General features: G+C 56.3%; 9 protein-coding genes. All 9 read left to right on the top strand.

What is annotated here, in order from left to right; translation table 11 throughout:
• Nucleotides 1-5: 5 nt before the first annotated feature.
• The 9 genes from D3A97_RS02045 to D3A97_RS02085 all read left to right on the top strand — a co-directional run bounded on the left by D3A97_RS02045 (nucleotide 6) and on the right by D3A97_RS02085 (nucleotide 14484).
• Nucleotides 6-1607 (top strand): serine hydrolase domain-containing protein, encoded by a 1602-nt coding sequence (locus D3A97_RS02045; RefSeq protein ID WP_119076171.1) that lies wholly within the window; start codon nucleotides 6-8, stop codon nucleotides 1605-1607.
• A 277-nt stretch (nucleotides 1608-1884) separates the two neighbouring features.
• Nucleotides 1885-4941, top strand: coding sequence for a SusC/RagA family TonB-linked outer membrane protein (locus D3A97_RS02050; RefSeq protein WP_157986305.1), 3057 nt, complete (start codon nucleotides 1885-1887; stop codon nucleotides 4939-4941).
• A 24-nt stretch (nucleotides 4942-4965) separates the two neighbouring features.
• Entirely contained in the window at nucleotides 4966-6447 is a 1482-nt protein-coding gene (locus tag D3A97_RS02055) for a RagB/SusD family nutrient uptake outer membrane protein (RefSeq protein WP_119076175.1), read from the top strand.
• Nucleotides 6448-6486: 39 nt separating this feature from the next.
• Nucleotides 6487-9168 (top strand): PQQ-dependent sugar dehydrogenase, encoded by a 2682-nt coding sequence (locus D3A97_RS02060; RefSeq protein WP_119076177.1) that lies wholly within the window; start codon nucleotides 6487-6489, stop codon nucleotides 9166-9168.
• A gap of 26 nt (nucleotides 9169-9194) precedes the next feature.
• On the top strand, nucleotides 9195-10268 hold the full coding sequence (locus D3A97_RS02065; RefSeq protein ID WP_119076179.1) for an aldose 1-epimerase family protein: 1074 nt from the start codon (nucleotides 9195-9197) through the stop codon (nucleotides 10266-10268).
• Between the two features lie 19 nt (nucleotides 10269-10287).
• Complete coding sequence (locus D3A97_RS02070) at nucleotides 10288-11487, top strand: cupin domain-containing protein (protein ID WP_119076181.1); 1200 nt, start codon at nucleotides 10288-10290, stop codon at nucleotides 11485-11487.
• Nucleotides 11488-11515: 28 nt separating this feature from the next.
• Entirely contained in the window at nucleotides 11516-12562 is a 1047-nt protein-coding gene (locus D3A97_RS02075; protein WP_119078382.1) for a sugar phosphate isomerase/epimerase family protein, read from the top strand.
• Nucleotides 12563-12591: 29 nt separating this feature from the next.
• Nucleotides 12592-13749: a Gfo/Idh/MocA family protein gene (locus D3A97_RS02080; protein WP_119076183.1), complete on the top strand. Its 1158-nt coding sequence runs from the start codon at nucleotides 12592-12594 to the stop codon at nucleotides 13747-13749.
• A 9-nt stretch (nucleotides 13750-13758) separates the two neighbouring features.
• Nucleotides 13759-14484, top strand: coding sequence for a 3-keto-disaccharide hydrolase (locus D3A97_RS02085; protein WP_119076185.1), 726 nt, complete (start codon nucleotides 13759-13761; stop codon nucleotides 14482-14484).
• Nucleotides 14485-14542 lie beyond the last annotated feature (58 nt).

The raw sequence follows: 14542 nt of genomic DNA on the forward strand, positions 1-14542 counted from the left end.
ATTGTATGAAACGATTCTTTTTTCTTTGCTGCCTGATGCCTTTGATGGCGGCGGCCCAGGGGCCCCAGGCAGACACGCTGGCCATGATAGACCAGATAATGAGCAAATGGAACGAACAAACGCCGGGAGGCGTGCTCACCGTTTTCCGTAACGGGCAACTATACTATCAGAAGGCTTTCGGCATGGCCGACCTGGAGCACCAGGTACCCAATACCACTGCTTCCCTTTTTGAAGCAGGTTCCGTATCCAAACAATTCACGGCCACTGCCGTACTGTTACTGGCAAATGATAAAAAATTGTCGCTGGACGATGATGTGCGCAAGTACGTGCCCGAACTGCCGGCATACAGCAAGCCCATCACCATCCGCCACCTGCTGAACCACACCAGCGGCCTGCGGGATTGGGGCGTAGTTGCCGGTATAGCGGGCTGGGAGCGCACCACGCGCGTATATACCCAGGCCAACGCCCTGGATTATATTTCCCGTCAGAAAGGGCTTAACCACGCTCCCGGGGAACGGTATCTTTACAGCAACTCCAACTATACCCTGCTCTGTTTTATTGCGGAGCGCGTAAGCGGGCAAAAGCTGCCGGAATTTACCGCAGAACGTATTTTCAAGCCGCTGGGCATGACCCGTACACAGTGGCGCAACAACTTCCGCCAGATCATACCCGGTCGCACCGTAGCCTATAGCAGGAACAAACAGGGTTATGAGCAAACCATGCCCTTCGAGAATACTTATGGCCACGCCGCCCTCCTCACCACCACGGAAGACCTCAGCACCTGGAACCAGAGCTGGGCCAAACAGGCGTTCGGCAACGAAGTAGGCCAGATGAGAATTACCCAGGGCATATTGAACAACGGCAAAAAGATCGCCTACGCGGGCGGCGTATTTGTAAACCAGTATAACGGGCTGACAGAGATCAGCCACAGTGGCGCTACTGCCGGCTACCGCGCATGGATGGCCTGGTACCCCGGCCCGGCGCTGAGCGTGGTATGCCTGAGCAACGATGCGGCCACCAGCCCCATAGTGCTCAGTAAAAAGGTAACCGCCCTCTTGCTGGGCGCCCCAGGTGAAAAACCGCAGGATACGGTGAGCCTGACCACTCCCCAGGCCAACGCTTTCACCGGCATTTACAAGAATGACCAGGGGCATGAGCTGCTCCGCATTACCGCCAGCGGGAAAACGGTCTTCCTGGCAGACACCATCAGGCTGCAGGCTTCCTCTCCCAGCCTGCTGCTGGCCCCGGGCGCAAGAAAACTGGCCCTGGCGGCAAACAGGCAACACCTGCAGCTGATAACGGCAGATGACACGGTAACGTATACACGCGTACAACCTTATCAACCATCTCCGCAGGAGCTGAACGGGTATACCGGCACTTTCTTCAGCGCGGAGTGCAACGCCACCCAGCAGGTGGCGTTGAAGAACGGCCGCCTGGTCATCATCCGCCACCCTTCCAACAAGAGCGTGCTAACGCCCGCTTTCCGGCAGGGAAATACCGTGGGTTTCACTTCCGGAGACCACGTATTGTACCTGTTTGACCAGCGCAAGCCGGGCTTCATGGCCAGTGCCTCCCGTGCGGAAGGCATTGTTTTCACCAGGGAATAAAATTACCGTCACCGCACCCGCAGCAGAGGGGCAGACCATGAAATAACTGGTCTGCCCCTCTGCTATTTCCCCCACCCTTCATCATCACCTCCCCGGTAAAGGCAGGACAGTACAGGACGGCACAGGATGCAACAGGACAGGAATACAGGATGGTTCCCATAAATTAGATGCGGTACCCATGCACATTCATATTCCACTTTTTAATTTCCACCAAGTTATGATGAAAACCACTTTCCTAAATCGAGCCCTTAACCCACGTCTAACCCGGGCAGGAAAGATGCTGATGATCTTACTCTGCATCTCTTCCATCTCTTACGCACAAAAAACTATTACAGGCCAGTTGACAGACGCCGCCACCGGCGCCGTCCTCCCCAGCGTTACCGTGGGCGTGAAGGGGAGCAACAAAGGCGCCTTTACAGATGCCGGCGGCCGCTACAGCCTGCAGGCGGCCGCAACAGACTCGCTGGTATTCAGCATGATCGGTTTTGTTACCCAAACCGTGCTAGTTGGCAACCGGGACAAGGTCAACATTCAGCTGGAAAGCAGCAACAAAGTGCTGAACCAGGTGGTGGTGGTAGGTTACGGCACCCAGCAGAAAAAGGACGTAACCGGTTCCGTGGGCATTGTGCCCATGAAAAACATCAAAGACCTGCCCGTAGCTGGTATAGACCAGGCGCTGTCCGGCCAGATCGCGGGCATCCAGGTCAACACGTCTAACGGCATACCCGGCGGGGGGCCGCAGGTGCAGGTGCGCGGCATTGGCGCAGTGGGCGCCGGCAGCCAGCCGCTGTACGTGGTAGATGGGTTCCCGCTTTCCACCACCTCCGTAGAAGTGTCTAACCCCATGAACGCCATCAACCCGGCAGACATTGAGTCCATGGCCGTGCTCAAAGACGCTTCCGCCACCGCCATTTACGGCTCCCGCGGGGCCAACGGCGTTGTGCTCATTACCACCAAAAGAGGCAGCAGCGGCAAACCCACCGTGCAGATCAGCGCCAGTACAGGCTGGCAGGTAGTGCCGCAGAAAGGCCGGCCAGACCTGATGAACGGGCAGGAGTTTGCCCAGTTCTGGAAAGAGCTGACGGAAGACAAGATCCGTTTTGAAGAACACCGGGAGCCCACAGACGCGGACATCCCCGAAATCTACCGCAACCCTGCCGCCATTGGCAAGGGAACAGACTGGTTTGAAGAGGTGACCCGCGTAGCGCCCATGCATGAAGTGAACGTAAGCGTAAGCGGCGGCAGTGATAAAACCCGCACGTACATATCCGCCGGTTACCTCAACCAGGACGGCGTGATGATCAACACCGGCTACAAACGTTATTCCGTAAGGGCCAACGTAGAAACCATGCTAAGTGATAAAATAAAAGTGGGCGTCAACGTAGCGCCGTCTTTCGCCACTAAAACAGGTTCTATCCGCGGCGAAGGGCGGGATGAGGTATTCGGCATTGCCAGCCCCATTGAGCCGGCGTACCTGCCAGACGGCTCGTACAACGCATTTATCCAGAGCCCCGGCACTTTCGGGCTGCCCAACCCCGTGATGCTGCTGAACGAAACCGTCAACAATGCCCAGAACAACCGCCTGATCATAAACGGCTTTGGCGAGTACGAGATCATCAAAGGCCTGAAATTCAAAAGCACGTTCAATGTTGACTGGCAAAGCGCCAAGGCGGAGTACTTCCGGCCCTCCACCCTTGGCGGCGTTAACACGGCGCCACCCAGCATTCCCAGCGGCAGCGTAGGCAACGCCAACATCATGAACTGGCTCAACGAGAACACGCTCACCTACAACTGGGCCGCCGCCAGCGGCCACAATGTGACCGCGCTGCTGGGTTACACCGTACAGCAACAAAAGGAAACTTACGCCAACTTTACCGGCACCAACTTTCCTGATGACGATATCAAGACCCTCAACGCCGCCGCCACGCTCACCGGCGGTACAGACAAGCTGGAGTGGGCATTGCTCTCCTACCTGGCCAGGGTGAACTACGCCTATAAAGACAGGTACCTGGTTACCGCCACCATCCGTAGCGACGGTTCTTCCCGCTTCGGGGCCAACAACCGCTGGGGCACCTTCCCCTCACTGGCGGTAGGCTGGCGCATTTCGCAAGAGCACTTCATGCTGAACGCTCCCGTGTTCAGCGATCTGAAAATAAGGGCCTCCTACGGCTTCACCGGGAATTTCAACATCGGCAACTATTCTTACATGAGCAACATCGGCACGGCTGACTATGTGCTGGGCGGAGCATTGGCCGGCGGCCGCGTAATGAACGCCTTCGGCAACCCCAACCTGGGCTGGGAAAAAATGCGGGAACTAAACGTTGGCCTGGACGTAGGCCTGTGGAAAGACCGCCTGTACATTACCGCGGACTTTTACAAACGGAATACCGAAGACCTGTTGCTGCAAACGGAAATCCCCGCTTCCTCCGGCTTTGTAAGCGTAACGGAAAACCGGGGAGACCTGGAAAACAAGGGGTTTGAAATAGGCATCAGCTCCCGCAACATCGAGACCCGCCTGTTCAGCTGGAACACCAATTTCAACATCGCCTTCAACCGCAACAAGGTACTGGCCCTGGGCCGCACCAACGACCCCATCTATTCCGGCAACAGCAGCGAGGGCAACCCCACCAACATCACGGTAATTGGCCGCCCGCTGGCCATGCTGTACGGGTATGTGTTTGACGGCATTTACCAGAACCAGGCCGAAGTGGAAAGAGGCCCCGCCTTCCCCGGCGCCATCCCCGGCAACATCCGGTATAAAGACATCAACGGGGACGGGCAGATCACGCCCCGGCAAGACTTTGACATCATCGGCAACCCTTACCCGGACTTTACCTGGGGTATGACCAACACGCTCACGTACGGCAGCTTTGACCTGCGCGTGCTGGTAGTAGGCTCCATGGGAGCAGACAGGCTGCATGCCACCAACGACTATAACGGTAACATAGACGGTGTGTTTAACGTAAGAAAGGAGATAAAAGACCGCTGGCGTTCCGAATCGCAGCCGGGCAACGGCCGCATTCCCACCACCAACGGCACCGGCCGCGGACGGGTAATGTACCGCGATGTAAGTTCCCTCACGGTAGAAAAGAATGACTACGCCTGGATCAAGAACATCACCCTGGGCTACACCATTCCTAAAAAAGGGTTCATTTCCAGCGCCCGCATTTATGCCAGCATTCAGAACGCCTTCCTGTTCACCCGATACAGCGGCAACCCTGAAGTGAGCAACTACCTTGGCAAAGGCGGCAGCGGCGCATTGGTGCCGGGCATTGACTATTCCAACTACCCGGTACCGCGCATTTTTTCACTGGGCACCAACCTTACTTTTTAACCGTATGCTTCAAAACACGCTATCATGAAAACGAAAATATTTTTCTTTTGCCTGCTGGCCTTCTCTTCCACTGCTTGTAACCATTTGCTGGACGTAAAGCCGGCTTCTTTCTCCAGCGGAGAAACCTACTATCAAACAGAACAACAGGTGCTGCGCGCTGTAAACGGCGCCTACGGCGTTTTGCAAAACCTTTATACCAGCGATTACTGGGCAATGGCCGAAATGTCTGCGGACAATACCAATTACCAGTACAACGCCAGTGACCGCGGCGCGCAGCAGCGGGAAGAAATAGATGAATTTCTCATCACGTCCAGCAACAACTATATCAATAACGTATGGACGCAGCTGTACCGCAACATTAACCAGTGTAACGTGATCATTGGCCGTATAGAGGCGGTGAAGTTCAGCAAGGAAGCCACCAAGGCGCAGTATGCCGGCGAGGCCAAATTCCTGCGCGCATTACATTACTTTCACCTGGTGCGCCTCTTTGGCGCCGTACCGCTCATTACCAAAGAAGCGGAAAGCCCGGCTAACGCCTTCACACCCGCCCGCGCCACCGTTGAAGAAGTGTACGCACAAATTATAGCGGATGCCAAAGATGCGGTAGAAGGGCTGCCGCCCGGCTACACCGGCGCGGATGTTGGCCGCGCTACCAAAGGCGCCGCCCTCACACTGCTGGGTGAAGTATACCTCACGCTGAAAGACTACCCCAACGCCCAAACCACGCTGCAACAGGTAACCACGCTGAACTACGATCTAACGCCGGCGTATGCGGACAATTTTGACCCCGCCAAAAAGAACAATGTGGAGTCTGTATTCTCCGTTCAGTTTGATGCCGGCCTGGAAACTGAAAGCAGCAACTACATTTTTGTATTCGGGCCTATCAACGGCAAAAAAGACCTGACAGGGTATAACGGCAACCTGGGCGGCAACAACATTCCAACACCCAGCATCTACCACGCATACGAGGCTAACGACAAACGGAGGGACGCATCCATTTACCTGTATGACAATCCCGGCAATACCGCCTACGAAGAGTCAAAGGCCTTTGGCGGCAAGCTGCCGCTGATCAGGAAGTTCTATCATCCGCCTTACGCCAGAGACGGGCGCGCCAACGAGAACTGGCCCGTGTACCGTTACGCGCATGTGCTGCTCATGCTGGCCGAAGCGGTGAACGAAACCGGCAACGGCGATCCTTACCAGTACATCAATCCCGTGCGTGAACGCGCCGGGCTGCAGCCGCTTTCAGGGCTGGGGCAGGCCGCCTTCAGGGATACGGTGCAGCATGAGCAGCGCGTGGAGCTGGCGTTTGAGGACCACCGCTGGTACCAGCTGCTGCGCACCGGCAAAACCATTGAAGTAATGACACAGCACGGTATAGAAGAAAAAGCACGGCTCACGCGCCTGAGCAGCGCTACCTATAGCCTGGCGCCTTACAAACTGCTTTTCCCCGTTCCTGACCGTGAAGTACGGCTCAACGGGTTTGAGCAGAACACCGGCTGGTAAGCATCGGCATTATCCACCTTTAGAGAAATAAAAATAAATATGGGAGTGAAACAAAAACTATTATGGGGGCTTTCGGCGGTACTGGCAACAGCAGTGGCCTGCCAGCAGCCGCAGGAAAGAAAGCTGACCGGCAACCCCAAGATCGACAAACTCAAATTGCCTGACAGGTTCAATGTAGAGCACCTGTACAGTCCCGGAGACAATAAGCAGGGCTCCTGGGTATCCATGACCTTTGATGACAAGGGCAGGCTGATCGTGTCTGACCAGTTCGGCTACCTCTACCGCTTGCAGCTGCCGGCCATCGGCCAGGATTCGTCCGCCTTCAAGATCGAGCAGCTCAACATCGGCCCCGCGGATTCTACAGACTCGGTGCCCAAAGTATCCATGGGTTACGCACAGGGCCTGCTGTATGCCTTTAACAGCCTGTACGTGATGGTGAACCACAACAAAGACAAACAATTTGACAAGGGCAGCGGGCTTTACCGGCTGCAGGATACGGACGGAGACGACCAGTTTGACAAGATCACGCTCATCAGGGAACTGGAAGGCGAAGGCGAGCACGGGCCGCACAGCATTGTGATGGCGCCAGACAAAAAATCGCTGTACGTAATTGCCGGCAACTTCACCAAAATACCGGAGATGAACAGCTACCGGATGCCGCCTTCCTGGGAAATAGACAACCTGCTGCCGCTCATCCGCGACCCCAACGGGCATGATAACGTGGTGAACACCCACGGCGGCTGGATTGCGCATATAGACTCTACCGGTTCCAGCTGGGAGCTGATCAGCTCCGGCTACCGTAATCCCTTTGACCTGGCGTTTAACGAAGCAGGTGATATGTTCACGTACGATTCAGATATGGAATGGGACTTCGGCACACCCTGGTACAGGCCTACGCGCATCTGCTTTGTGAGCAGCGGCAGCGAGTTCGGCTGGCGGCCAGGTACGGACAAATGGTCACCATCCTGGCCAGACAACCTGCCCGCCGTGCTCAACATCGGGCAAGGTTCTCCCACCAACTTCATGTCTGGCGGCAAAGCCAATTTCCCGGACAAATACCGCAAGGCGCTCTTTGCATTTGACTGGAGCTTTGGTATCATCTACGCCATTCACCTGCAGCCCGAAGGGGCCTCTTACAAGGCCGAAGCGGAAGAATTTTTATCCGGCGCTCCGCTGCCGCTCACAGACGGCGTAATTGGCCCGGACGGCGCCATGTACTTCCTCACCGGCGGCCGCCGGCTGGAATCAGACCTGTACCGGGTATATTACAATGACGGGAAGAAGACAGGCAGCAAGGAAACCGAAGCGCCCCAGCTCACCGACGCGCACAAGGTGCGCCGGCAGCTGGAAAGCTATCATGGCGGGGAGAAACCCGGCGCCGTGGAAGCTGCCTGGCCTTACCTGAAACATGAAGACCGGTTTATCCGCTACGCCGCCAGAACGGTGCTTGAAAACCAGCCCGTAGCCACCTGGCAGCAAAAAGCGCTGGCGGAAAAAGACCCGGCCACCATTATTGAGACCACCATTGCACTGGCCCGCAGGGGTGATAAAGCCATCAGGGACAGCCTGCTGCAGCAACTGCAAACCATTAGCTACGCACAGCTTTCCACCGCACAGCAAATAGACCTGCTGCGCGCCTTTGAGCTGGTGCTGGTACGCATGGGAGAACCGGGCGCGGCAGCCAGAACATCTACCATTGCTTATCTTGACGGGCACTACCCCGCCGCTTCCAACGAGCTGAACAGCCCGCTGAGCAAGCTGCTGGTACACCTGGAAGCGCCTGGCGCCGTGAAAAAGACCGTAGCGCTGCTGGAAACGGCGAAAGACGATACAACGGCCATGAAAACCGCCATGTCTTCCGCAGATCTGATCATGCGCAACCCGCAATACGGGCTGGACATTGCCGGCATGCTCTCCAAAATGCCGCCGCTGCAGCAAACCTTCTACGCCACCGTGTTAAGCGAGGCCAAAACCGGCTGGACGCCGGAGCTGCGCGAGCAATATTTCAGATGGTATTACAATGCCTTCGGGTTCAAGGGCGGCCACAGCTTTTTGGGCTTTATCAACACGGCCCGCAAGAACGCGCTGAAAAATGTGTCGAAAGACCAGTACGCGCATTTTAACACCATTTCCGGAGACTCCCTGCTCAACAGCAACGGCCGCCTGGCGCAAGGCGGCGCGCAGCCCAAGGGGCCCGGCAGAAGATGGCAGCTGGAAGAAGCGCTGAAGGTGATAGACAGCGGCCTGGCCAACAGGGATTTTGAGCAGGGCAAAGCCATGTTCAACGCTACGCTCTGCGCCTCCTGCCATATCATGAAAGGCGAAGGCGGCACCGCCGGCCCTGACCTGACGCAACTGGGCACCCGCTTTTCCAGCAAAGACATCCTCGAAGCCATCATAGAGCCCAGCAAAACCATTTCTGACCAGTACGGCGCCACCGTATTCACCATGAAAGACGGCAGCACCATCACCGGCAGGCTGGTCAGCGAAGATGACGGGAAGTACGTGATCTCCCAGAACCCGTTCTCGCCGCAGATGCACCGGGAGCTGCTGAAAAAAGACGTGAGCGGCGCCATAGCCTCGCAGGTATCTGTAATGTTGCCCGGCCTCATCAACCGGCTCAACCCGGAAGAGCTGCGTGACCTGATGGCATATTTGAGATCTGGCGGTAATAAAGAAGATAGTATGTTTGTTAATCCTGTGAAGATTGGCAAGCGCTGATACTACCACTTTAAAACCGTAAACATATGGCACCGCAACAACCTCAATGGCATAACAAAATATCGCACCATGCACAACTGGGCGGCATAGAAACGTCTGTGCTGGACAACGGTCCCGGCAGGGGGAACCGCATAGCCTGGGTCAACACCGGCACAGGCCTGCGGTTCAAAGTGGTGATAGACCGGTGCATGGATATTGCGGAAGCATTTTTCAACCAGCACAGCCTGGTATGGCTGAGCTACGCCGGCCAAACGGCCCCTGACCCCTCGTCAGACAGGGGCATTGCCTGGTTAAAGAACTTTGGCGGCGGCCTTTGCACCACCTGCGGCCTCACCCATGCCGGCGGCCCGGAACAGGACGAGCATGGCGAAAGAGGGCTGCATGGCCGCATGAGCAACACGCCCGCTGAAATAGTTTCCGTGATACAGCCAGACCCGGTTACCGGCAACATGGACATGAGCATTACCGGCATCATCAAAGAAGCCTCCGCACTGGGCACCTGCCTGGAGCTGCGCCGCACCATTTCCGCGCGTATCGGCGAAGCCGTGGTACGCATACACGACCAGGTGACCAACCGCGGCAACACCACCGCGCCGCATATGCTGCTGTACCACTTCAACTTTGGCTGGCCGCTGGCGGATGAAGGCGCGGAACTCTACTGGAGCGGGCCTTTGCAGCCAAGAGACGAATTAAGTGTGCAAATCTTCAATAAAAATTATAATTTCAGGAGATGCGCAGCGCCCCTGGCAAACCATGCAGGCACAGGAGAAGCCGCCGCCTTCATTGACGTAGCGGCCGGGAAAGACGGATGGAGCACCTGCGGCCTGCATAACCCGCAGATAGGCCTGGCCGCCGTGCTGCGCTTCAAAAAAGAGCAGTTGCCCTGGCTGACCAACTGGCAGCACTGGGGCCCGGGAGAGTACGTAACAGGCCTGGAGCCCGGCACGCATCCGCCCATTGGGCAGGCCGCCGCCAGAAAACAGGGCACCCTTATATTGCTGCAACCGGGAGAAAGCCGCTCTTACGAACTGGAGCTAAGCGTACTGACTGAAAAAAATAACATCAATAAAATATTGTTCCACGATGAAACAATCCTCTAACACTCTCAACACAACGCCAATGGAAAAAAGAAGTTTAGCAGCCAAAGCGCTGGAACAGGGTAAAGGCATTTTGCGCCTGGCCCCCACCTGGGTGCCCCGCTCGTTTTGTGTACCCGGCCGCAGGATCAAGCTGCACCCCGACGATTATTATGTACTCGGCGGCGTACGCGGCGGTATTGACGAACGCTGGCTGTCTTCCACCACACCCGCCAAGAACGGCCCGCTCACCGGCGAGCACGAAGGCCTCAGCAAAATAGTGTTCAACGACGGCGGCAAGGAAGTGCTTATGCTGCTGAAAGACGCGGTAGACGAACTGAAAGGCGAGCTTATCGGTGACCGGCTCTGGAACGGGTACAAAAGCTGGCCCATGTATTCCAAGTTTTTCGACAACCAGGGGCCCCTGCCCCACCACATACATCATAACGATGAAAAGGCCGCGCTGATAGGGCAGCTCGGGAAACCGGAAGCATATTACTTTCCGCCGCAGCTCAACAACCACGGCGGAGACTTCCCCTACACCTTTATGGGCATTGCCCCCGGCACCACCCGCGAGCAGATCGGGGAATGCCTGCGCAACTTTACGAAAGGGGATAACAAGATCACCGATCTTTCCCAGGCCTTCCTGCTCAGGCCCGGCACCGGCTGGGACGTGCCTCCCGGCCTGCTGCACGCGCCCGGCAGCCTTTGCACCTATGAGCCGCAGAAGGCTTCTGACGTGTTTGCCATGTACCAGTCTCTCGTAAACAAGGCCGTTATACCGGAAGAACTGTTGTGGAACGGTACGCCCAAAGAAAGCATTGGCGATTATGAGGCCCTGCTGGACGTGATCGACTGGGACCTCAACCTCGATCCCAACCTCCATCAGAACCGCTTTATGGCGCCCAAACCCGTAACCGGCGCCAAAGGCTATACAGAAAACTGGGTATGCTACAAATCAGACGCGTTCAGTGCCAAAGAACTGACCATTGAGCCCGGCGCCACCGTGGTGATCAAAGATGCGGCGGCCTATGGCCTTATCATGATGCAGGGGCACGGCAAAATGGGCGTGTGGGATATTGAAACACCCGCGCTGATCCGCTACGGGCAGCTCACGCACGATGAATATTTTGTAAGCGAAAGCGCCGCAAGAGAAGGGGTGACCATCACCAACGCCTCCGCTACAGATCCCATCGTTATGCTGAAACACTTTGGCCCGGGCAACCCCGACCTGGTGTTGTAATTTTTTAACTTTTTCAATCAACATGCACATGCAGCAAAATAATTATCCGAAACTGCACAATGCCACCTGGCCCGGCATTGTAGGCAAGGGAGACGGCTCCGAGCCCGTGATCGCTTTTGACAAGATGCTGGAAATGACCGCGGCCGCGGAAGTGAACGGCGTCAAGTTCGACGGCGTAGACATCGGCCTTTTCAACCCCCACTTTGACGTGAACGGCGGGGACGACGGCATTAAAAAACTGGCAGACAAGGTAGCCGCGCACGGCCTGGAAATAGGCAGCCTGGTAGCGCCCATCTGGCCGCCGGACGGCGGCCCCGCCATGGGCAGCAAGGAAGAAAGGAAACGTTTTGTGGAACAGGTGCGCAAATCCTGCCACGTAGCCAAAACGCTGCGCGAAATAGGTATCCGCCCGCATGGCGTGGTACGGATAGACTCCGCCAGCTCGCCGGAAGCCTGGTCTAAAGACCCCGCAGGCAATACAAAACTGATTGCCGAAACCTTCCGCGAAGCCTGCGATGTGGCGGCGGACTATGGCGAAAAACTGGCCGCCGAAGGCGAAATATGCTGGGGCGGCATGCATAGCTGGAAAACCATGATAGAAACGCTGGAGGCCACCGGCCGGCCCAACATGGGTTTCCAGGCAGACATGGCGCATACCCTGCTGTACCTGATGGGATATAATAAACCCGAAGACCGCATACTGCCAGAAAATTTTGACTGGAGCAACCGCGCAGCGCTGGAAGAAGGCCTGAAAACCCTCACCGCCGCCCTCCGCCCCTGGACCATAGACTTTCACGTGGCGCAAAACGACGGCACCGTACACGGTACCGGCTCTCACGACAAAACAGGCCGCCACTGCCTGGCCAATGACCCCAACGGCAAGCTGAACATTGCCCACGATGCGGGTTACTGGCTGCGCGACGAAAAAGGCCAGCTCACCAAAGCATTCAAACACATCTGCTGGGACGGCTGTATGTTCCCCAACCAGAAAATGATGCTGCCCGATACCTGGAACAACATTCTTGCCGCCATGATCAAAGTACGTGAGCAGCACGGCTGGTATGAGGCCCGGTAATATTTACAGATTCATCTTAAACCAACAACATGAGCCAGAAAAAACAACTCAACATAGCGCTGATAGGCACCGGATTTATGGGAAGAACGCACTCCAACGGCTACAACCGTATTCCCAATTTTTTTCCTGACCTGCAATACCAGCCGGTGTTAAAGACCGTTTGCTCCCGCAATGAAGAAAAAGCCAATGCCTTTGCCAGGCAATGGGGGTATGAAAAAGCGGAAACAGACTGGAAGAAAGTGATAGCGGATGACAGCATAGATGCGGTAGATATCTGCACGCCCAACGACATGCATGCGGAAATTGCGATTGCCGCGGCGGAAAAAGGCAAAATGATACTTTGCGAAAAACCGCTGGCCCGCACCCTGGCGGAATCTAAAAAAATGGTAGACGCCATTGAGATAGCCGGCGTAGCTAATACCGTATGGTACAACTACCGCCGCCTGCCCGCCGTTACCCTGGCCAAGCAGATCATTGACTCGGGCAAGCTGGGGCGCATTTTCCACTACCGCGCCAACTTTCTGCAAGACTGGACCATTAACGCCAACCTGCCGCAGGGCGGCGCCGGCCTGTGGCGCATGGACGCAGACGTGGCCGGTTCCGGGGTTACGGGAGACCTGCTGTCTCACTGCATAGACACCGCCATCTGGCTGAACGGCAGCATCAAGAACGTAACCGCCATGACGGAAACTTTCGTAAAAGAAAGAATGCACCAGCTCACCGGCAAAGTGGAAAAAGTGAAGATAGACGATGCCTGCGCTTTCCTTTGCCGCTTCGAGAACGGCTCCCTGGGCCTGTTTGAGTCTACCCGCTACGCCCGCGGCCACAAGGCGTTGTATACCTTCGAGATCAATGGCGAGAACGCCTCCATCCGCTGGGACCTGCATGACCTGAACCGCCTCGAGTATTTTGAGAACTCAGATGATTCCCAGCTGCGTGGCTGGCGCTCCATACACGTTACAGACGGAGAGCAGCCCTACATGGACAAATGGTGGGTACCGGGCCTGGGCATCGGGTACGAACATTCATTTGTACACCAGGTGGCAGACTTTTTGCAAAGCCTGGAGAACGGCAAGCCCTGTTCCCCCACTTTCCGGGAAGCGTATGAAACGCAGGCCGTGTGTGAAGCAGTACTTAACTCTGCCGCCGCGGGCGCATGGGAAATCGTAAACCTTGCATCAAAATAAAACAGTTATATGCTGAAATTATTCAGGCACGCTTTATTATTGGCCATGCTGCTGCCGCAACTGGCCTGCGCACAAAAAGCCAAAAAAATATTCGACGGCAAAACCCTGAACGGCTGGGAAGGAGATGCCAACTACTGGCGCGTGGAAAACGGCTGCCTGGTAGGCGAGATCACGCCAGACAAACCGCTGAAATCAAACAGCTTCATTATATGGCAGGGCGGCCAGCCGGGAGACTTTGAGCTAACGCTGCAGTTCAGGATCAGCGCGGCCGGCAACAGCGGCATCAACTACCGCAGTGAAAGGCTGACAGACATCCCGTATGCGCTCAGGGGCTACCAGGCAGACATTGACGGGGCCAACCGCTACACCGGCCAGAACTATGAAGAAAAGAAACGCACCACGCTGGCCTACCGCGGCCAGCAGGTAACTATTCCTCCCACCAACCTGACCCTCAGGGAGGGCAGCCAGAAAAACGCATGGACGCCCATGCAGGTTACCGGCTCCCTCGGCACCAGCGACGAGCTGAAGGCCAAGATCAAACAGGAGGACTGGAACACCTGCCGCATAGTGGTAAAAGGCAACCGCCTGCAGCACTATATCAACGGCGTGCTCATGAGCGACGTAACCGACAATGACACCGTGAACGGCAGCCGCAAGGGCTTTCTCGGCGTACAGGTGCATGTGGGGCCGCCCATGAAAGTGGAGTACAGGGATATTATGCTGAAAGAACTATAATCAGCGCAACGCTGTAAAGCGGCCGTTCCCCGCAAGGGGGACGGCCGCTTTTTTATAG

The sequence above is a fragment of the Chitinophaga alhagiae genome, assembly GCF_003568665.1.
Taxonomy (GTDB): Bacteria; Bacteroidota; Bacteroidia; order Chitinophagales; family Chitinophagaceae; genus Chitinophaga; species Chitinophaga alhagiae.